Source organism: Paenibacillus sp. YSY-4.3, assembly GCF_054767475.1.
Genome location: NZ_BAABMC010000011.1, coordinates 40166 through 61942, shown reverse-complemented (window position 1 = coordinate 61942; position 21777 = coordinate 40166). Strand labels below are relative to the sequence as shown.

Here is a 21777-nt window from a genome sequence, read left to right as displayed (position 1 = left end):
AATACATCTAGTTACCTTATCCCGACCGTCTAGGAACAGTCATAAAACAGTAGATTAATTTATTGGAGGGAAAGACTCTACTTTAATTAGGGGGTCAAGCCGCTTTTGCATCAATATAGCTTAATACTAGAGTATCGCGCGGTAATTCCTGTGCTATTGCAACATTCTCATCATGAATCCCGGCCAAAAGCTCCCTCTTTTAGTTATAACCCGGCTTTTTCATAATAGAGACGCGGAAGGAGTTATCAATCGATGGATACTAGAGTAGCAGAGTGAATGTTAAACATCGGGGAGGTGTTTGCGTGCGAACGAAAATGGTGCGTTTATTAAATAATCTCAAGCTGAAGCACAAGCTTCTGATTACTTATATCGTGGTCGTTATGCTTCCCGTTCTCATCGTGGGAGGGGCGGTAACGAGTTATTTCCGTCAGCAGGCGATGGACCGGGCGATCGTGCAAACCACGAACGACGTACAGAAAATCAAGACGCAATTGGCCAACATGCTTCGCGTGCCTACGGACTTATCCAACACATTCATGTTCGATAAGAAGCTGGAGAAAATGGTGACCACGCAATATCCGAGCGTGTTTGAGCTGACTAAAGCTTATTTGGATTACGACGATTTCAAGGATAATGTCCGCCTTTACCGCGGAATATCGGCGATTCGTTTCTATTACGACAACCCGACGCTGATTAACAATTTGGAGCTTATTCCGCTGGATGAGGCTACTCGCTCCACAGTGTGGTATAAGAGAGCCATGGAATCGAAGAGCATTGGCTGGTTCTATGTTCCCGACGAGGTGGATGTTCCTGTCCGCAAGCTGAGCCTGGTGCGGCAAATTCCTTTTCCCGAGCATCGCTCAAGCGGCGTGTTTATGGTCGTGCTGGATCAGGAGGAATTGAACCGGATGCTGCGGCAGGAGCAGTTCGAGACGCTGATCTTCGATGAGCAGGGCTATATAGTAGCGGGGAAAGACCCCAGCTTGGTAGGGAGAAACATTGATGAGCTCGACTACGGGATCGATCTGCACCAGCAGCCAAGCGGTGCACACAAAATGGATATCCAAGGCGAGCCCTCTTACCTGGTCATCGAGGATTTGCTTCCCGAATCTAGTATGAACGGCCTGAAGATTGTCTCTGTCTTTGCCACAAAAGCTATTGTCAAGGGTGCTAATCAAGTTAGCGTTCTGGGCCTGGTTTTTATATTGCTCGTACTGCTGATTGCCCTGTTATTTGTATATATCGTGTCATTTCTGATGACCAACCGGCTGCTGCGGCTCAGCCGTCATTTCAATCGGCTGGCGCTTGGCGATCTTGCCGTCGTATCCTCCGTCGACGGGAATGATGAGATCGGTCAACTGTCGCGGCAGTTCAATTACATGGTCGAGAGCATCAACCTGCTCATGAATCAGGTCGTAGAGAAGACCGAGCAGAACAACTCGCTGGAAATCGCCCAGAGGGAGATCAAGCTGAAGATGCTGGCCAGTCAAATCAACCCGCATTTTCTGTTTAATGCACTAGAATCGATTCGCATGAATGCTCATATGAAGGGTGAGAAGGAGATCGCCAACGTTGTCCGGCTGCTCGGGAAGCTGATGCGCAAAAACCTGGAGGTAGGCCGGGATCAAATTACGCTCAAGGAAGAACTCGAAATGGTTCGTTCTTATTTGGAAATCCAAAAATTCCGCTACGAAGACCGGCTGAATTATGAGTTAGTCATAGACCGCAAGCTAGAAGGCATATTCATGCCGCCTCTGATCATTCAGCCGCTTGTGGAGAATGCCGTCGTGCATGGCGTGGAGAACAAGGAGGACGGAGTTCATGTCCAACTGCTGATTCATGCCGTGGATGACCATGCGGAAATCGTAATTCAGGACGATGGCATGGGAATGACTTTGGAACGGCTTGAAGAGGTCCGGCACTCCATGGCCGAGGCGCATACAGCCGTGAATAACCGCATCGGATTAAGCAATGTCCAGCAAAGGCTAACGATGACATTCGGTGATAGGCACGGTTTGAACATTACTAGCGAATATGGGAAAGGCACAGTGATTTCCTTCACGATTCCTTTAAAACGGGAAAAGATCTAATTATCTCTGGTGAATGTCTAATTTCTATATGGTTTTCTCTGAAATCTGTCGGGTATCCCTCATTCTCCTTCTGGTTTATCTTAAATATATAGTCAGAAGGGGGGATTGGACAGATATATGAAGACGCTCTCAGCGCAAGCCGATACTAAAAATGTAAGCGTAACCCCTAATCCGCAGAAGAAGCGGAAGAAAGGATTTTGGCGAACTGTAGTACGGCAAAGATACCTATATTTGATGTCCGTGCCATTCGTAATTTGGTTGTTCGTTTTTAACTATTTGCCGATCTGGGGCTGGACAATGGCCTTCCAGAACTATAAACCGGCTAAGTCGTTTTTCGATCAGAAATGGGTCGGCATGAAGAATTTCGTCGATCTGTTCCAGGATGAGAGGTTCTACCTCGTACTCAGAAATACGCTGGCGATGAGCGTACTAGGATTGATCGCAGGTTTTGTTATTCCGATTGCTTTTGCGGTATTTCTGAACGAGCTTAGAGGCAAATTTTTTAAGAGAACGGTTCAAACGGTATCTTACTTGCCTCACTTTGTGTCTTGGGTCGTCGTTGCGGGGATTATTACCAAGATGCTCTCCAGAGACGGAGGGGTTGTCAACGAGATTTTGCTTGCACTTCATATTATAGATGAGCCGATCCAGTTTATGGCCAAAGGCCAATGGTTCTGGGGAATTGTAACCGTTTCCGACGTCTGGAAGGAGACCGGCTGGAATGCCATCATTTATTTGGCCGCCATCGCCGGGATTGACGGGGAACTGTACGAGGCAGCCCGGGTGGACGGAGCCGGACGCTTCCGGCAAATGTGGAATATTACCCTGCCGGGAATCCGCACCACCATTTCCGTGCTCTTGATTATGTCGATCGGCCACTTGATCGGTATCGGCTTCGAGAAGCAGTTCCAGCTCAGCAACTCGCTAGTGACGGACTATTCGGAAGTATTGGATCTATATGCGCTCAAGTACGGCATTAACATCGGACGCTTCTCCTATGGTACCGCCATCAGTATGTTTACCTCTGTCGTAAGTATCATTCTGCTGCTCACGGCGAACGGTATCATGAAGAAAACAACGAAAGAAAGCATCATGTAAGGGGGAGGGGACAAGATGGCGTCATCAAAAGCATTTAACGCAACCAAGGCGGATAAGATTTTTGATATTATCAACTTTATTATTATGGCAATGATCATGATCGTCACACTGTATCCTTTCCTGAACGTGCTTGCGATTTCGCTCAACGATTCGACGGATACAGTGCGCGGCGGCATCTATATTTGGCCTCGAGAATTCACGTGGGAAAACTACAAGACCATTTTCAGCTATACCGGCTTGATCGTAGGTTTCAAAAATACGATTTATCGGACGATTATCGGGACTGTCCTTGGACTCATCAGTTCATCCATGCTGGCGTATACGCTAAGCCGTCAAGACTTCGCATCGCGAAAATTCGTGTCTACATTTCTGGCGCTTACCATGTATTTCTCCGGCGGTCTTGTTCCGACGTACATGCTGATGCGTCACCTCGATCTGATCGGCAGTTTCTGGATTTATATTTTGCCAGGGATCGTCAGCGCCTTTAACGTATTCATCATCCGTTCCTTTATTGACGGATTGCCATACGCCCTGCAGGAATCGGCGAAGCTCGACGGCGCAAATGATTTCAAGATTTACTACAAAATTATTTTACCGTTATGTAAACCGGTTCTAGCGACCATCGCATTGTTTCTGGCTGTAGGACAATGGAATTCCTGGTTTGATACTTATTTATATAACGGAAACAAGCCTCATCTAACGACACTGCAATATGAATTGATGAAAGTGCTGGCAAGCACGAACCAGGGTGCGGGCATGACCAATGCGAATGACCTGGCAAATCAGATGGCCCAGGTATCGCCGGAATCGATCAAGATGGCGATTACGATCGTCGTAACGCTTCCAATATTGTTCGTATATCCGTTCCTGCAGCGCTATTTCGTATCAGGGATGACGCTTGGAGCTGTCAAGGCGTAATGGTTCATGTATTTCCAAACTTAGAATTGTAAGCACTTACCTTGAATTCGGTATATGCAGGGACAGCCTGTTATACAAATATAGTTGTAATTATGACATGAGGGGGAAAGTAGAAATGAAGAAGTGGAAAAGTCCAAAGACGATCGTTGCACTTCTGCTGGCAAGCATACTGCTGCTTAGCGGCTGCGGAGGCTCCGGCGGCGGCGACAAAAATGCAGGGAGTTCTAATACGGGCAACACGAATCAAAGCGCTGAGGCGGGAGCAGATACGAGCCCGGTCACCCTTACATTCTTCGGGGCCGACTCTAGCCCGAACTGGAGTAACATGCAGGACGAAGTCGGTAAAGTCATTACCGAGAAGACTGGGGTTACCTTGGATGCGGAATTTGATGTAGGCGCTGGCGGTGGCGAGAGCAAAATTGCTCTGATGGCTGCGAGCGGCGATGTTCCCGATCTGATTTTCGCGAAAGGCGAGCTTTCCAAACTGGTAGATGCAGGACTCATTATTGATTTGACCGATTTGATCGACAAGCATGCGCCGAACATCAAGAAGATTTTTGGCGATAACATGAACCGTTTGAAATACAGCAATGAAGATCCATCGATTTATTCCATCGTGACGAATATGGGCGTAGACAACCAATACTTTGATGCGACCGGTGGTTTTGAAATCCAGCACCGTGTGTTGAAGGAACTCGGTTATCCGAAGGTCCGCACCTTGCAAGATTATGAAAACGTATTAAAAGAATACTACGCAAAGCATCCGACTACGGACGGACAACCGACGATTCCGCTGACTTTGAGCGCGGATGACTGGAGAATCATGATCACGGTCACCAACCCAGCCTTCTTGGCTACCGGTGCACCGGATGACGGTGAATACTATGTCGACCCGGAAACGTATGAAGCGAAGCTGCATTACAAACGTCCGGAAGAGAGAGAATACTTCCGATGGTTGAACCATATGTACAATGAAGGTCTGCTCGACAAAGATACTTTTGTTCAGAAGGAAGACCAATACAAGGCGAAAATCGCCAGCGGCCGCGTGCTTGGTTTGATTGACCAGGAGTGGGGCTACATGGATGCGGAGAATGCGCTGAAAACTTCGGGCAAAAACGAATACACGTACTCTCACTTCCCTGTTACATTGAGCGAAGAGTATGTTGACCATTCCTTCCAGCCTGCTGGCGTAGACGGTTACGGCATAGCGATTACAACGGCTTGTAAAGATCCGGTTCGTGCGATTCAATTCCTTGACTGGCTCGCTTCCGATGAAGGTCAAGTCCTCAGAAACTGGGGGATTGAAGGCAAGCATTACACGGTGGGCGCAGACGGCCAACGCGTAATCCCTGCCGAAATTACGGAAAGAAGAATGAACGATACCGCGAATTTTACTAAGGAAACAGGTCTCGGCAATCCAGCCGGATTATATGCTGCAATGAGTGCCCGTTATGGCGATGGAGTCAAAGATTCCACAGGAAATTACTATACGATCAACTTCCCTGAGCAAATCGTGGAGCTGTATTCCGATGCTGAAAAAGAATCGTTAGCAGCTTACAGCGCTACCACTTGGAAAGACTTGTTCCCGCAAGAAAGCGACTTTAAAGCGAAGGAATGGGGCGCGCTGTACAATATGCCGGTTCCTACGGACGGCGACTACCAAATCATCTTCAAGAAAACGCAGGATATCATCCGCAAAAAGATTCCTGAAGCCGTTCTGGCTAAACGCGAGAACTTCGACAAAATTTATGACGATTTCCTCGCCGAGCTCGATAAGGCAGGCGCTGTAAAAATGGAAGCTGAGTATACAGAGCTCGTTAAAGCAAGAGTGTCCCTGTTCACAGGCAATGACATTAAATAATTCAGCACTCAGTTGAGCTGATTTGTTGAAAATTGGATAGCTTGAACCAAGAAAAGGCCCGTAAATACTCGGGCCTTTTCTCTAAGTTTTTGCAAACGGAGGCGAGAAGATGAGTAGAGAGCACCGTAGGGGAAGCGAGGACACCAAGCTATGGTACAGTCAGCCTGCAGCCCGCTGGGAGGAAGCTCTTCCTGTCGGGAATGGAAGGCTGGGCGGCATGGTGTTTGGAGGCAGCCGCAGTGAGCAGATTGCGCTTAATGAAGATACGTTATGGTCCGGCTTTCCTCGTGACCCGCATAATTATGATGCGCTTCGCCATTTGAGGCGGTCGCGAGAGTTGATATTTGCGGGGGAATACAAGGAAGCCGAACGGCTGATCGAGGCCAGAATGCTGGGTAAGCGCACGGAATCGTACCAGCCGCTGGGCGATTTATATTTGGAGCATCTGGATGCGGGCGAGATCACGGAATATTATCGGGAGCTCGATTTGGACACGGGCGTTGCGACCGTGACGTACCGTATGGATGGGGCCAGATTTACGAGACGGGCATTCGTCAGCGCAGTCGATCAGGTGCTGGTCGTTCGTCTAGAGACGGAAGGGCAGGGGACGTTTCGTCTCGGAATCGCATTGGACTCCCCGCTGCAGCATAGCGTCGAGACGTGCGAGGAAGCAGGGGGGCTGATAATGCGCGGCCGGGCCCCAAGTCATATCGCCGATAATTATCGGGGCGATCATCCGCAGTCTATTCTTTATGAGGATGGGCTGGGATTGTCTTACGAAGCGCATGTACGCGTGCTGCATGACGGGGAGAGCTTAGCCGTACAAAGTGGCCGGCTGGAGATATCCGGCGTAAGCCCGGTAACGCTGCTGCTAGCGGCGGCGACCGACTTTGCCGGTTATCAGGTCACGCCGGGCACAGACGCAGCTTCAAGCATCGCCGCGAAATGCAGGCAGCCGCTTGAAGCTGCGGTTCGGCACGGCTATGACCGGCTGCTCGGCCGCCATATCGAGGATCACCGGAAATTGTTCCGCCGGGTGGAGCTGGAACTGGACCCGCAGTTATCCGCAGCTGGCCGCTCCCTGCCGACGGATGAACGCCTGAAGGCATATCAGTCAGGCAATCCGGATCCGATGCTTGAGACGCTTTATTTTCAATATGGGCGTTACTTGCTGATGGCCAGTTCACGGCCGGGCACGCAGCCAGCGCATTTGCAGGGAATATGGAATCCGCATATGCAGCCGCCTTGGAATAGCAATTATACGACGAACATCAATACTGAAATGAATTATTGGCCAGCGGAAATCTGCAATTTAAGCGAGCTGCACGAGCCGTTGTTTGATATGATACTGGATTTGAGCGAGACGGGAGCACGGACAGCGCGTATTCATTACGGCTGCCAGGGCTGGACTGCGCATCATAACGTGGATTTGTGGAGATCCGCAGCGCCGTCCGACGGAGAGCCGAGCTGGGCGTTCTGGCCGATGGGCGGAGTATGGATGTGCCGACATTTGTGGGAGCATTATGCATTTAACCCGAACGAGCAGTTTCTGGCCGAGACGGCGTATCCGCTAATGAAAGGCGCGGCGGAGTTTTGTCTCGATTGGCTTGTGCCGGGACCAGGCGGAGAGCTTGTCACCGCACCGTCGACTTCGCCGGAGAACAAGTTCCTGACGGAAGAAGGGGAGCCTTGCAGCGTATCCGCCGCATCGACGATGGATCTGTATCTCATACAAGAATTGTTTGACCACTGCATGAAGGCGGGGCGGATTCTCGGCATCGATAATGAGTTTGCCAGCAGGCTTGCAGAGGTCTCGGAGAGCATGGCGAAGCCGTCCATCGGGCCAGACGGCCGATTGCGGGAATGGAGCAAGGATTATCGGGAAGCCGAGCCGGGACACCGTCACCTTTCGCATCTGTGCGGACTTTACCCTGGCAATGCTATTACGCCGTCGCGGACGCCGGATTTCGCCGAGGCAGCCAGAAAGTCGCTAGAGAGCCGGATTGCGCAAGGCGGCGGCCATACGGGCTGGAGCTGCGCCTGGCTGATCAATCTGTATGCGAGACTGGAGGACGGGGATACGGCGCATCGCTTCGTGAATACCTTGTTGTCCCGCTCGACGTATCCGAATTTATTCGACGCTCATCCGCCGTTTCAAATTGACGGCAACTTTGGCGGGACAGCGGGCATCGCCGAGATGCTGCTCCAAAGCCATGAGGAGACGATTGAACTGCTTCCGGCGCTGCCCGAGGCATGGAAGAACGGCCGGTTCAGCGGCTTGAAAGCCAGAGGGGGCTTTACGGTTAGCGCGGCTTGGGAGAACGGACGCCTTCGCTCAGCTGAATTGACCCCCACCTTGACAGGATGGTGCTCAGTGCATTATGCAGAGCAGCTAAGCGTTCAGGCGCCTGACGGAACGATCGTCAGCAAGGGAGAACGATTCTGGGCGGAATCGGGCGAGACTTACTGTATTCAACTATAAGCCGATTGTTGACAACGGCACCACCAAAATTCTTAAATGTAAGAGGAGTATATTCTCTGTGCATTTCTGATCTTGGTGGTTTTTTGTGTTTTGGGAATGAAGGGGGGATCTTATGAGCAGAAATTGGTTAACGATAGGCTTAGGCTTGGCAGCATTATTGGCAGCATTACTGGCGGGATGCTCCTCCACTTCTTTGCCGGCCTACGAAAACAATTTCTCTAGTCAAACGATGTCTGAGGAAGTGCAAAAGAGCGAGCACACTGAGAAGGATGCCGAACCAGATTTGGAGAGCGGTCAAGCGGAAATTGAGCAGAACTTCGCGCAAGAAAGGGAAGAAGCTCAGCTAGAAGCTGAGGCTAGCGATGTAGGAGATCAGCCGGTTGCCGCGATTGAGAAAAAGCGAAAGCTGCCTAAGGGATTTGTTTATGTGGACGAGGTGCTCGAGCATGCCTTCTATGAAATTCGCTATTATGCTGAATACAACTTTGTTGGAGAACAAATCGACGGCTATTATGCGCCGTTTGCTATTTTAAGCGAGCAAGCGGCAAATGCTCTAAAAAAGGCAGAACAGGCGTTAGAGCCGCTGGGTTATTCCTTGCTCATTTATGATGCTTATCGCCCGCAAAAGGCGGTAGAGCATTTTAGTCAATGGGCGGCAGATGAGCAGGATGTGAAGATGAAGGAGGAGTTTTATCCTGACATTGACAAGAAAAATGTGTTCAAGCTGGGCTATCTTTCACACCGCTCAGGTCATTCACGCGGGAGTACTGTTGATTTAACATTAGCGGATAATGAAACAGGAGAGCCGCTCGACATGGGGGGAATACATGATTTCCTGGGCGAAATTTCCGCGCATGATGCTGCAGGCTTGACAGAAGCGCAGGCAGAGAATCGTTTGCTGCTGAAAGAAACGATGATGGCTGCCGGTTTTAAACCGTACCGCAAGGAATGGTGGCACTATACATTGAATAATGAGCCATATCCCAAGAAGTATTTTGACTTTGATGTGGAATAGCGCAAACTGCCCAGAAGATGGAGGCTTCCGTATTCTGGGCCTTTTGTCTTTTTAATCTCCAGTTTGACACTGGTGAATAAAGCTGAAAGTTATTATGAATATACTTTGCGGAAGTGCTGCGGCGTCATGCCGGTATTGCGGCGGAACGTGGCGACGAAATGGCTTGGATCGCGGAACCCGGTATGGTGTGCTATCGCTGCTACCGTCAATTCAGAGCGGCCGGCCAGCAGTTCCTTCGCCTTATGAATGCGCATCTGCACGAAGTAGGCGTACGGGGACAGGCCGAAGGCTCGCTGAAACAGCTTGCTCAACTGCCGGCCCGACATTTGCGCGATTTCTGCAAGATCATCAAGTCCAACGTCGCTGTCGCTAAAGTTCTGCTCCATCCATTTTAGGACGGGGGTCAGCCTTTCGATGTTCCGGGATGCGGACATTTCACTGATTTGGCCGTATTTGCTAAGAAGGCCAAGAAAGCGGTAGGCGTCCGTGGACGTCTCGAGCCCGAATACATCGGTGTCCGTATCCAGCCTGGACAGCATATTGCTCAGCAGAGGAACAAAGGGCGAGTCGGTATCCAGGCGGTACAGCGATGAAGTCAGCACGCCAAAGGATGATATAATTTGCGCCGCAGCCTCGCCCCCGAAGGTCAAATAATAAGTACGCCATACCCCGGTGGGGAAAGCTTCGTAGTTATGGGGCAGCCCTGGCGGCAGGAGCACCCCTGTTCCTTCAGTGAGCCTGATCGTTTCATTAGCATAATTCAGGATCCCCTCGCCCTCTTCGGTTTGAATCCAATGATACTTGGGATAACCCTCCGGGCGGGCAATGGGTTCCTGCTCGGGATTATAGCCGATGCTCTCCACGCTTAGCGGAAGGCCTGAGGCGCCGGACGGAGAAAATACGAAGCGGCGCATCGCTTTTGCAGTCAATAGAATCACCTGCTTATTGAAGTTCCATATTATTATATCCATAATCGATATTATTATATATATAGCAGTAAGTGAAGCAATTACAATGATAATATAATTATATTTCATTAAAGGATGTGTATCGCATTGATTAATGATAAGCTGCCAAAGATTTGGTACGGTGGAGATTATAATCCGGAGCAATGGGGTCCGGAGGCATGGAGCGAGGATGACCGCATGTTCAAGCTGGCGGGCATTGATGTAGCGACGATAAACGTTTTTGCCTGGGCGGTTCTTCAGCCCGACGAAGAAACCTATGATTTTTCGGCCCTGGATGCCACGATAGATCGCTTGTATAACAACGGGGTGTATGTGTGCCTGGGTACAAGTACGGCGGCTCATCCGGCCTGGATGGCCAAGAAATATCCTGACGTGACGCGAGTGGATGTACAGGGCAGAAAACGCAAGTTCGGCGGCAGGCATAACTCCTGCCCGAACAGCCCGACTTACCGTAAATATTCCGCCCGAATCGCCGGGAAGCTGGCCGAGCGATATAAGGATCATCCCGCATTGCTGATCTGGCACGTATCGAATGAGTACGGCGGTTATTGCTATTGCGACAACTGCGCTAAGGCCTTCCGCGTATGGCTAAAGCAGCGTTACGGCACGATCGAGAACGTGAACAAGGCCTGGAATACGCGATTCTGGGGCCATACTTTCTATGAATGGGATGAAATCGTGCAGCCGAGCGAACTGAGCGAGGAATGGAATGGCAACCGCACGAACTTCCAGGGAATTTCCCTTGATTACCGTAGATTCATGTCGGACAGCCTGCTGGAATGCTACAAGCTGGAGCATGATGAAATCAGGAAGCATACACCGAACATTCCGATCACGACCAATCTGATGGGAACTTACCCTGAGCTGGATTACTTCAAGTGGGGCAAGGAGATGGACGTCGTTTCCTGGGACAACTATCCTTCCCTGGATACGCCGATCAGCTTTACGGCGATGAGCCATGATTTAATGCGCGGGCTTAGAAGCGGCCAGCCGTTCATGCTGATGGAGCAGACGCCGAGCCAGCAGAACTGGCAGGCTTACAATTCCCTGAAACGGCCGGGCGTTATGCGCCTGTGGAGCTATCAGGCTGTAGCCAGAGGCGCAGATACGGTTATGTTCTTCCAATTGCGGCGCTCAGTCGGGGCATGCGAGAAATACCACGGCGCCGTCATCGAGCACGTTGGACACGAGCATACGCGCGTATTCCGGGAGTGCGCCGAGCTTGGACGCGAATTGCAGCAGCTGTCCGACAAGCTGATCGATGCGAGAACGCAGGCCAGAGTCGCCATCGTCTATGACTGGGAGAATCGTTGGGCCATTGAATTGTCGAGCGGGCCGACCGTCGCTTTGAATTACGTAAATGAAGTGCATAAATTTTACGGCGCCCTCTTTGAGCAGAACATTGAAGCAGATATGGTAAGCGTGGAGGAGGATTTCAGCAAATACGATATCGTTATCGCTCCAGTTATGTATATGGTGAAGCCAGGCTTTGCCAAGAAAACAGAGGAGTACGTGGCTGGCGGAGGCACGTTCGTGACGACCTTCTTCAGCGGCATCGTCAACGAGAATGATATTGTCACGCTTGGAGGTTACCCGGGAGAGCTTCGTTCCTTGCTCGGGATCTGGGCTGAGGAGATTGATGCGCTGTTCCCGGATCAGAAGAACAGAATCGTCATGAAGCAGCCATGGGGAGAACTGCAGGGTGAATATGACTGCGGCCTGCTCTGCGATTTGATTCATTCCGAAGGGGCGGAAGTTCTGGCCGAGTACGGCGACGATTTCTATCAGGGCATGCCAGTTGTTACGAGAAATCGATTTGGCTCCGGTCAAGCCTACTATGTAGCCAGCAGTCCGGATGGGTCCTTCCTGAAAGGTTTCTTATCCAACCTGTGCGCAGAGAAAGGAATCGAGCCGCTTGTGTCCGCGGGAGAGGGCCTGGAATCCGCCCGCCGCGTCAAGAATGGCAACGCGTATCTATTCCTCCTTAACCATAACGCAGCTCCGGCTGAGGTACAGATTGGCGATAACGAGCAGAAAGATCTTCTTACGAATGAGACGGTCAAAGGCTCGGTTACGGTGCCAGGCCGTGGCGTTATGATTCTGGAAAGCGCGCTGAAGTAAAATATTAATAGAAAAGAACTGCAAAAGGCGCCTGCAAGAGCAGGCGCCTTCAACGTTTATCGTCAGCTATTCTCGAGAATCGTGTTCAACGTGCTGCGATCCAGCCCCTCGACGAGCTTGATCAGCAGCTCCTTGGCCGCTGCATAATCATCGGTGTGGATAATCGAAGAGGATGTATGGATATAGCGGGAGCAGATGCCGATGACAGCCGACGGGACGCCAATGCCGCTTAAATGCACCTGGCCTGCGTCGGTTCCCCCCGGGGAGACGAAGTATTGATATTTGATGCGATGCGTATCGGCCATATCCTGCACGTATTCCAACAGGCCGCGGTGAGTCAGCATCGTCGGGTCGTAAATCCGCAGCAAAGTGCCTTCGCCGAGCTTGCCAAAAGCCCGCTTGTCTCCGGCCATATCGTTCGCGGCACTGGCATCCAGGGCAAAGAAGATATCTGGCTGAATCAGGTTGGCTGCCGTTCTTGCGCCGCGCAGGCCAAGCTCTTCCTGGACATTAGCTCCGCAGTACAGCGTGTTCGGGAGCTTCTTGCCGTGCACCGCCTGCATTAACTCGATGGCAAGCCCGACGCCGTAGCGGTTGTCCCAGGCCTTCGCCATAATCTTCTTCGGGTTGGCCAGCGGAGTAAATTCACAAATCGGCACGATCTGCTGTCCGGGCCGTATTCCGAAGGATTCCGCTTCGGCGCGATCGTCCGCACCGACGTCCAAATACATCGCCTTAAGATCGACCGGCTTGCTGCGGGCGGCATCATCCAGCAAATGCGGCGGCGTAGAGCCGACGACGCCGACGATGGTTCGGTCCTGCGTAATGATCTGCAGGCGCTGAGCCAATACCGCCTGGCTCCACCAACCGCCGAGCGGCTGGAACGTGACCATGCCCGTTTCCGTGATGCCGGTAACCATGAAACCTACTTCGTCCATATGCCCGGCCACCATCACTTTAGGGCCTTGCTCATCTCCGCGGATGACACCGAACAAGCTGCCCAGGCGGTCCTGCACAAATTCGTCCGTATATGCCGATAGCTTCTCTTTTAGCAGCGCCCGAAGGTTTTTTTCGAATCCCGGAGCCGCTGGAAACTCGGTTAATTGTTTAAATAGTGAACGTGTTTCTTCATTCATAGCGTGTCTCTCCTTCCGTCTATTTTAGTATGAACCAGCTTCTCCGGATTGTCTATGCACCACGGTCCAAGACAATGCATATAATTGCAGAAGAGCATGCTGGGAGTCATAGGGAGGCAATGTCAATGTCGATGGATAGATTTTCGAGGGACTGGCTGCTGATCTGCTTGTTGTTCATTTTGCTCGTTATTGTGCTTCAATATTTGTAGACAAGATAACATGGGGCAACATGCGTCATAAGAAAAGTACGGCGGAAGCGTAATCTCCTTAGCGGAACGGCTTAGGAGATGCGCTTTTTTTATGCATAAATCTCGTGGCATTTCCGATTATGGATGATTTACCAAACATAACAAGTGGCGCTGCGGCAAATAATAGTTGGCAAAGAATGAGAGCATACCCTGCATCGCTCAGGCGGTAGCTCTGGAAATGGAGGATGGTGGGCAATGATTTTTCTATGGGCGTTTATTGTCGGAGGATTGTTCTGCGTCGTTGGACAATTGATGTTTGACGTCCTGAAGCTGACTCCGGCTCACACGATGAGCACGCTTGTCGTGGTCGGCGCGGTGATGGATGCGTTCGGCTGGTATGATCCGCTGATTAAATTCGCCGGCGCCGGCGCCTCGGTGCCGATCACAAGCTTTGGCAACTCGCTGGTTCACGGCGCATTGACCGAACTGCAGAAGGATGGCTGGATCGGTGTCATCACCGGCATCTTTGAAGTAACCAGCGCCGGGATATCGGCGGCGATTATTTTCTCCTTCCTGGCCGCCCTTGTCGTTCGGCCAAGAGGATAACGAGTAGAATCCCCGTTGGAGCGTGTAACGCTTTCACGGGGATTCGTTGTGTGTGTACTTCCCCTCCCTGCTTCATGTACAATAAGTATAAGTATGACGAATGATGTCTGAGGAGGGAATAATTGATGCCTGTAAGAGAGCAATCGATACAAACGATGTCTGCTGTCCGAGCAAACCTGGAATCCTGCATATTGGGAAAAGAATTTGAGATCACCCTTCTTCTCACTGCTCTCCTTGCTGGAGGTCATGTTTTGATCGAGGATGTGCCCGGAACGGGAAAAACCCAGCTTATTAAAGCGATGGCAAGGTCGATGAGCGGAGACTATAGACGGATCCAATGCAACCCCGATATTTTGCCAAGCGATATTACAGGCGTATCGGTTTTCCATCCGCATGAAGAACGTTTCGTATTTCGGCCAGGTCCGGTCATGACGAATATTTTGCTTGCCGATGAGATTAATCGTGCGACGACGAAGACGCAGTCCGCCCTGCTCGAAGTCATGGAGGAACGCAGTGTGACGGCGGATGGTCATACATACGAGCTGCCGCATCCTTTCATGCTATGTGCTACGCAGAATCCGATTGATTTTGAGGGTACCTATATGCTGCCGGAAGCTCAGCTGGATCGTTTTATGATGAAAATAGCGATGGGCTATCCCGATGCGGCAACGGAGAAAGCCATGCTGTTGTTCCATGCCAAGGGCCAGCCTGTCGATCATCTTCAGGCGGTGACCACCATGGATGAAATCGCCTCTATCCAACAAGAGATCCGCGACGTTTATTTGAGCGATGCCCTAAGCGATTATTTGCTTGGCATCGTCCGTCGCACCCGGGAGCATGAAGCCGTCATTCTTGGCGCAAGTCCACGGGCGTCGCTTGCTTTCGTAATGGCTGTCAAAGCGTATGCCTTTCTTCAGGAGCGGGATTATGTTATTCCCGATGATATCAAGACGCTTGCGGCCTATGTGCTTGGACACCGGATCCTGCTTCGCCCGGAAGCCCGGCTTGGCAGCATGAGCTCGCAGCAGGTGCTCCAGCAAATCATTAATCAGGCGCAAGTGCCCGTATCATCGGTAGGTTGAGAAGATGCGAGCCCTGCTGAATACATGGAAATCAGGCGTACGTTCATTGAAATTTTGGAGAGTCGCCTCCTTATGGTTGATTTGTCTGCTTTATTTGCTGTTTCAGGGCGGCAAAACTTCATTTATGCTTTTCGCGATGGTTACCCTGCTCGTTTGTTACTGGCTTCTCAGCAGCCTGTGGGGAATCCGCCAAATCAAAGGCAACCGGACGATGTTGTCAGTGCAGGGAGAGCAATTTCTGCTTCAGGCGGGGGATCAGGCCCAAATCAGGCTGCAGCTGCAGCTTCCCAGATTGCTGCCGCTGCCTTATATTATCGTTCGGGAAATCATGAAGCGCCATAACGGCGATTCGTGGGCGTTCGAGGACAGTGTCGTTCCCCAAAACCGCGGCGAAGCCGAGCTCGTGTATAATACGCCGCCGCTGGAGCGGGGGCAATACGAGTTTTCCGGTACGGAATGCACATCCGAGGATATATTTGGGCTTATGGAGCATAAAGGGTTCTTTCAGGCTGCTGGCCAATTTCGCGTGCTTCCAAGAACGGTGTTCATTCCTCACTGGCAGCTCTACAGCCGGAATTCAAGGCTGCCCGGACCAGAGACGGCCGTATCCAATTCCCGCCGTGAGACGACGCAAATCAACGGGGTCCGTGATTACGTCTACGGCGACCGGATCTCGAGAATACACTGGGGCGCAACGGCGAAGACGGGGACTTGGAAGTCTAAGGAATTTGAGCATGAGTCTCTGCCGAAGACCGTATTGGTCCTAGATGCGAATGCAAGCAGCTATAAGACTTCACAGCAGTTTGAATTGGCGGTGTCCGTATGTGCATCACTGCTTGAATACGGTTTGCGGGAAAGAATCAGCATGGGACTTTGTACGCTGAATCGGGAGCTTCGCAGATTTGCACCGGCCGAAGGATACATCGAGCGCCAGCAAATGATTCAGCATCTAGTCGATATCGATGCGGACGGAATCGGGAGCCACCACAAACGGCTGGACGAGATCCGGGACTTTTTTCCAGAAAGTTCTTTCTTCATTTGGATCAGTCCGCTTGCGGATGAAGCTGCGGCGAACGTCTTGGGCTGGGCCAAAATGAGGAGGATGACGCCCTATCATATTCAGGTGACCGCCTCAGGGCAAGGGGGAGGAGCGCGTTCATCCTGGCAAACGGCTCTGCATCACCGGGGAATCCGGGGAATTCAAGTCACCTCCCTGCAGGAGCTTCCCGCCGCGATGGGAGGGGGGCATACATGAACAGTGCGGTAAAATCGGCCGAACCGCTGTGGTATAGGCTCTTCGTCATTGTCTGGATGATGATGATCGCTATGCAATGGATCGATTACACGGAACCGATGTGGTATCAGGAGACGACGGCTCTCGTTACAGTTACGCTCATTGCCGTTGCCTTATGCGAAGCATTGCTGCATTCGCGCCCATGGCTTAACTGGACGGTGAAGTCTCTTGCCGTCATGATCATACTTCGAATCGTTTTAGGCATTTATATTTATTATCCGAACGGCCCGCTCTTTCCGGATCAGGCCCTCCAGCTGCTGGCGCATTCATCCCCTTATATATGGTTTGCTCTGGCCGCTTGGGGACTGTTCGATTTGCTGATCCGCTTGCTGACGGACCGCGCCAGGGTCATGATGTTCCTGAGCTGCAATTTAATCGCCTTAACGATCTTGGATTCCTTTACTTCCTATTATTTATGGGGAAATGTCGCTTGGCTCGTGTTCGCCGGGTTAGGATGGCTCGTATGCCTTCATTTTCGCAAGTTCCAGCTTAAATACCCGCAAGGGTGGGTAAAGCTGCGTAAAGAGCCGCTAAAAATTACGCTGAACATCGTCGTTATTTTCGCTTCGGTGCTCTTGATCGGGATAAGCATGCCTTCGGTTTCGCCTACTTTAACCGACCCGTACACGGCTTGGAAGAAAAGAGGCGCCCCTGCGCCAGCGCCCGGTCCGGGTGCCGTGCCTTCCAGCGAAGTGAGCATAATTACATCGCCGAATTCCCCGGAGGAAGTATTGTCCGGCTATAGCCGGGATGATACCAGTCTGGGAGATGGCTTCGAGTTCAGCTACAGCCCGGTCATGAATGTAATCTCCGATGTCCGTTCGTATTGGCGGGGAGAGACCCGCCGGTTATACACGGGCGCCGGCTGGGCCGATCTGGACAAAGAAGGGCGGGACACGCATTTCTATGCAGGTGGTGACAATAGCGAGCCCCTTGTTAACCGCGAAGCGGGCAAGGTGAAGACCCGCAAGGTGGAGCAGATTGTCACGATGCAGACGGATATAGATTATCCGGTGCTGTTCGGTGGCTACGCCATCAGCAGTGTAGAAGTACTGGATGAGGAAACGGAAGCCCGGCCCCGGATGCATTGGGCCAGCAAGGAGGCGGAGCTGCGTTGGAACGGTTTTAGCGGAGCGGATCCTGGCTACGCTTATCCGAAGCAGTACAAGGTCATCGCCGAGATCCCGATCATTCCGCTGGACGAGCTGAGGCAATCAAGCTATGACGCGCTTTATTCGTCACGTAGCGTGGACAGCAAATATTTGCAGATCCCGGCTAATTTTCCGCAAAGGGTACGTGATCTAGCGCAGGAAGTTACGGCCGAGGGCTCCACACCTTATGAGAAAATGGAGCTGCTGCAAACCTATCTCCGGCAAAATTACGAGTATACGAACAAGCCCGATTTGACCAGGAAGCAAAGCGAGGACTTCGTCGACAGCTTTCTGTTCGAGATTAAGCAGGGCTATTGCGATTATTATTCGACTTCTATGGTTATGATGGCCCGTTCCCTGCAAATTCCGGCGAGATGGGTTAAGGGCTATGCACCGGGGAGCATGCCCAGCATGGAAATGCTGCAGCGTTTCCCGGAAATGGAGAGCGGCTACAGAGTGAGCAATTCGGATGCCCATTCTTGGGCTGAGTTGTACTTCGGCGAAGAATATGGCTGGATCCCGTTTGAAGCGACTCCTGGCTTCGATACGACGCTGCTGACCCCGGAAGAGGAGAGCGTGGATACGTGGAGCGAGGACTTGACGGAGGTCGACGGAAGCGGAGAGGAGTCATCCGGCATACTGAATGACTTGGATCCGAGGGTACTGCGCTGGGTATTCGGGCTATCGGTTACTACGCTTGTATTGTCGCTCCTATATATGGTTCGGACCGAGCTATATTTGGGTATCGTGAGAATCCGGCTTGGACGCAGCCTGACTGTGGCGGAGAAAATATCCTTCGAGGTGCTTGGAGTGGTCCGGCGTTTGCGGCGGCATGGGCTTTACCGGGAAGAACATGAGACGATGCGGGAATCCTTCGTCCGCTGGGAGCTGGATCAGCCGCAGTTGGCGCACTTGCTTCGCCCGTTGCTGATCAGCTTTGAGAAAGCGAACTACAGCCCGGATGCCGTTCTGCCAGAGCACTTGCAGGAAGTGAAGGAGCTCTCGCGCAAGCTGAACAAGGCGGTTAACGGGAGAAAGAAATCCGCATAACAATCAGAGACGGGATTCAATTTCCGAAATGTCCCCGGTGCGCTTGCAACGGGGGCGTTTTCTTTTTTAAAATATAAGGAAGTCGCGGGAAGATTGTGGTATAGTTTGTCGTATGAAACCGAGGTGAACGTATTTGTTTGAGAGATTTTTGCCGAAGCTGAGAGTGAACAGCGTATTTGATATCGACTTGGAAAGTCTTTATGCCCAAGGGTACCGGGGAATCATTACGGACTTGGACAATACCCTTGTCGGGGCAAAGGCGCCATTAGCCACGCCCGAACTCGTCGAGTGGTTTGAAAAAGTGAAGAAATTCGGGTTTAAACTTGTCATTGTGTCAAACAATAATCTGGACAGGGTGTCGAAATTCGCTACCCCTTTAAATATCGAATTTGTGCATGCGGCGAGGAAGCCGCTGGGCTCTGCCTTCCACAGAGCGCTCAGCATGATGGGACTGGCCCCTAAGGAGACCATTGTGGTCGGGGACCAACTGATGACCGATGTGTACGGCGGCAACCGTTTAGGGCTATTCACTGTACTGGTACTGCCGATTGCCGTTATCGATGAAGGCTTTGGGACCAGGTTTAACCGCCGGCTGGAACGAATCGTCAAGCGTAGGCTTCATAAGAGCGGATTATGGCTGGAGGAGGAAAATAAGTGAGAGAGGAACATGGCGAATTGAACGCCGGACGCTGCAGCGGCTGCGGCATCAAGCTGCAGAGCGAGCATAAGGATCAACCGGGGTACGTGCCGGCGCAGGCCATTGAGAAGGAGATCGTCATTTGCCAGCGCTGCTTCCGGATTAAGAACTATAATGAATCGTCTTCAATTACGGTCGAGCAGGATGAGTTTCTGAGATTGCTGGGCCAGATCGGCGGCAAAGAGGCACTGGTCATCCATATCGTGGACATTTTCGATTTCCAAGGGAGCATCATATCGGGCTTGCAGCGCTTCATCGGCAACAATCCCGTATTGCTGGCGGTCAATAAAATCGACCTGCTGCCCAAGGTTACGAACTGGAATAAAGTTCGCAATTGGGTGCAAAAGGAAGCGAAGGAAGCCGGGCTGAAGGTCGAGGACGTCGTCCTGTGCAGCGCGAAGCAGAGCAGCGGTTTCGACCGCCTGCTGGACGCCGTGGCCGAGCATCGCGGCAACCGCGACGTGTACGTCGTCGGCGCGACCAATGTGGGCAAATCGACGATGATCAATCGGCTGATTCGCGATTACAGCGATTTGGATCAGGAGCTGACGGTCTCCCGCTATCCGGGAACGACGCTGGACATGGTCCATATTCCATTGGATGATGGCCGCGCCATCATCGATACGCCGGGAATCGTGTACCCATCCCGTTACAGCGAATTGGTCAGCCCGGAGGATTTAGGCGCTATTTTGCCGGACAAGCCGATTAAGCCAGCCGTGTACCAGCTGAATGAAGGGCAAACGCTGTTCTTCGGCGGGTTCGGTCGTTTTGACTTTATTCAAGGGGAACGGCAATCGTTTACGTGCTTCGTCAGCGGCCGCGTTCCGATTCACCGGACGAAGCTGGAGAAAGCGGATGAGCTGTTCGAGGAGCATGGCGGAGAGCTTCTGTCCCCTCCTTCCCGCGAGAACCTGCAGAAACTGCCGGATTTCACGCGGCATGAATTCCGCATTCCAAGGGGCAGCCGTATGGACATCTTCATTTCGGGATTGGGCTGGATCAAAATTAACGGAGAGATTGGTTCCGTCGTTGCTGCCCATGTGCCGAAAGGAATTAAGGTTATGGTTCGTCCTTCGTTAATCTGACGAAATCGTTGGCTTAGGCATGATCGGTGGAGAGGGAGGCTTAGGAACGAAAATGGGTAATGAATTGAAGGGGAATAACGGTTTGCCATTGTTGTTTGGCGTTATGGGAGATCCGATCTCCCAGACGAAGTCGCCAGCGATGCATAGTGCGGCGCTTGCGGCTGAGAGCCTTTCGGGTACCTACGTGCCGCTGCATGTCAAGCAGGAGCGGTTAGGGGATGCCATAAAGGGAATCGTCGCTCTAGGCTATCGCGGAGTTAACGTAACCGTGCCTCATAAAGTGGACGTCATGAAATATGTGGACGTGCTAGATGAGGCGGCGAAGCACATCGGGGCCGTCAATACCATCGTGAACGAAGATGGGGTTCTGACCGGCTACAACACGGATGGAATAGGCTACATTCGGTCTCTTAAGGAAGAGGCTGTTTCTGATTTGTCCGGAAAACATGTGCTTGTGATCGGCTGCGGCGGAGCGGCTCGGGGCATCGTGTATGCCCTGCTGCAGGAGAAGCCGGGGCGCGTTCTGATCGCCAACCGGACGGTCGCCAAGGCCCAGGAGCTTGTGGACGAATGGACTCATTTAGGAGCCATCAGCGCTTGCAGCATCGAGGAGCTGGCCCAGATTCTCCAAGAGAATCACATTGATATTGTCATTAATACGACGTCCGTCGGGATGTATCCCAAGGCCGGCGAGCTGCCGATTCCGGCAGAGCTTTTATCGCCGCATATGGTCGTTAGCGATTTGATCTATAATCCGCTGAAGACCGAGCTGCTGGTTCGGGCGGAGGCGATCGGCTGCCGTATTCATAACGGGCTCGGCATGTTCGTATATCAGGGAGCTTATGCCTTTGAGTATTGGACGGGGCGGCCTGCGCCGATCGAAGCGATGCGCGCCGCTGTCTTGAGCAGTTTGCAGGCATAATCCATCAAAATTA

Annotated in this window: 16 protein-coding genes; 14 read left to right on the top strand and 2 right to left on the bottom strand. The window is 51.8% G+C overall.

The annotated features are described in order from the left end of the window. Window positions 1-314 precede the first annotated feature (314 nt). From ACYUJT_RS23370 to ACYUJT_RS23345, 6 genes are all read left to right on the top strand, one after another. Window positions 315-2090, top strand: coding sequence for a sensor histidine kinase (locus tag ACYUJT_RS23370; protein ID WP_460326973.1), 1776 nt, complete (start codon window positions 315-317; stop codon window positions 2088-2090). A gap of 117 nt (window positions 2091-2207) precedes the next feature. Continuing rightward, window positions 2208-3188 carry an ABC transporter permease gene (locus ACYUJT_RS23365; RefSeq protein WP_460326933.1) on the top strand — a complete coding sequence of 327 codons (981 nt, stop codon included), beginning with the start codon at window positions 2208-2210 and terminating at the stop codon, window positions 3186-3188. Window positions 3189-3203: 15 nt separating this feature from the next. Then, window positions 3204-4106: a carbohydrate ABC transporter permease gene (locus tag ACYUJT_RS23360; protein ID WP_460326930.1), complete on the top strand. Its 903-nt coding sequence runs from the start codon at window positions 3204-3206 to the stop codon at window positions 4104-4106. A 115-nt stretch (window positions 4107-4221) separates the two neighbouring features. Continuing rightward, a complete protein-coding gene (locus ACYUJT_RS23355) occupies window positions 4222-5967 on the top strand; it encodes an ABC transporter substrate-binding protein (protein WP_460326928.1) in 1746 nt (581 codons plus the stop codon). Between the two features lie 109 nt (window positions 5968-6076). Continuing rightward, window positions 6077-8449 (top strand): glycoside hydrolase family 95 protein, encoded by a 2373-nt coding sequence (locus tag ACYUJT_RS23350; RefSeq protein WP_460326926.1) that lies wholly within the window; start codon window positions 6077-6079, stop codon window positions 8447-8449. A gap of 112 nt (window positions 8450-8561) precedes the next feature. Then, window positions 8562-9464, top strand: a complete 903-nt coding sequence (locus tag ACYUJT_RS23345) for a M15 family metallopeptidase (RefSeq protein ID WP_460326924.1) — start codon at window positions 8562-8564, stop codon at window positions 9462-9464. 92 nt (window positions 9465-9556) lie between these two features. On the opposite strand, the gene ACYUJT_RS23340 is transcribed toward ACYUJT_RS23345, so the two are convergent. Continuing rightward, window positions 9557-10402: an AraC family transcriptional regulator gene (locus ACYUJT_RS23340; RefSeq protein WP_460326971.1), complete on the bottom strand. Its 846-nt coding sequence runs from the start codon at window positions 10400-10402 to the stop codon at window positions 9557-9559. A gap of 117 nt (window positions 10403-10519) precedes the next feature. Between ACYUJT_RS23340 and ACYUJT_RS23335 the strand changes: the two genes are divergently transcribed. Next, on the top strand, window positions 10520-12553 hold the full coding sequence (locus ACYUJT_RS23335; RefSeq protein WP_460326922.1) for a beta-galactosidase: 2034 nt from the start codon (window positions 10520-10522) through the stop codon (window positions 12551-12553). 62 nt (window positions 12554-12615) lie between these two features. Here ACYUJT_RS23335 and ACYUJT_RS23330 read toward each other — a convergent pair whose 3' ends face one another. Continuing rightward, a complete protein-coding gene (locus ACYUJT_RS23330; protein ID WP_460326920.1) occupies window positions 12616-13689 on the bottom strand; it encodes a M42 family metallopeptidase in 1074 nt (357 codons plus the stop codon). Between the two features lie 443 nt (window positions 13690-14132). Here ACYUJT_RS23330 and spoVAE point away from each other — a divergent pair, with 443 nt between their 5' ends. The 7 genes from spoVAE to aroE all read left to right on the top strand — a co-directional run bounded on the left by spoVAE (window position 14133) and on the right by aroE (window position 21764). Beyond that, a complete protein-coding gene (gene spoVAE, locus ACYUJT_RS23325) occupies window positions 14133-14483 on the top strand; it encodes a stage V sporulation protein AE (RefSeq protein WP_460326918.1) in 351 nt (116 codons plus the stop codon). 125 nt (window positions 14484-14608) lie between these two features. Next, window positions 14609-15565 (top strand): AAA family ATPase, encoded by a 957-nt coding sequence (locus ACYUJT_RS23320; RefSeq protein WP_460326916.1) that lies wholly within the window; start codon window positions 14609-14611, stop codon window positions 15563-15565. 4 nt (window positions 15566-15569) lie between these two features. Beyond that, window positions 15570-16820 (top strand): DUF58 domain-containing protein, encoded by a 1251-nt coding sequence (locus ACYUJT_RS23315; RefSeq protein WP_460326914.1) that lies wholly within the window; start codon window positions 15570-15572, stop codon window positions 16818-16820. Continuing rightward, window positions 16817-19060 (top strand): DUF4129 domain-containing transglutaminase family protein, encoded by a 2244-nt coding sequence (locus ACYUJT_RS23310; protein ID WP_460326911.1) that lies wholly within the window; start codon window positions 16817-16819, stop codon window positions 19058-19060. Before ACYUJT_RS23315 ends, ACYUJT_RS23310 begins: the two co-directional genes overlap by 4 nt. A 133-nt stretch (window positions 19061-19193) precedes the next feature. Next, window positions 19194-19718: a YqeG family HAD IIIA-type phosphatase gene (locus tag ACYUJT_RS23305; protein ID WP_460326908.1), complete on the top strand. Its 525-nt coding sequence runs from the start codon at window positions 19194-19196 to the stop codon at window positions 19716-19718. After that, a complete protein-coding gene (gene yqeH, locus ACYUJT_RS23300; RefSeq protein WP_460326906.1) occupies window positions 19715-20842 on the top strand; it encodes a ribosome biogenesis GTPase YqeH in 1128 nt (375 codons plus the stop codon). The genes ACYUJT_RS23305 and yqeH overlap by 4 nt, the downstream gene beginning before the upstream one ends. Before the next feature lie 52 nt (window positions 20843-20894). Beyond that, window positions 20895-21764 carry a shikimate dehydrogenase gene (gene aroE, locus ACYUJT_RS23295; protein ID WP_460326968.1) on the top strand — a complete coding sequence of 290 codons (870 nt, stop codon included), beginning with the start codon at window positions 20895-20897 and terminating at the stop codon, window positions 21762-21764. The last annotated feature ends 13 nt before the right edge of the window (window positions 21765-21777 follow it).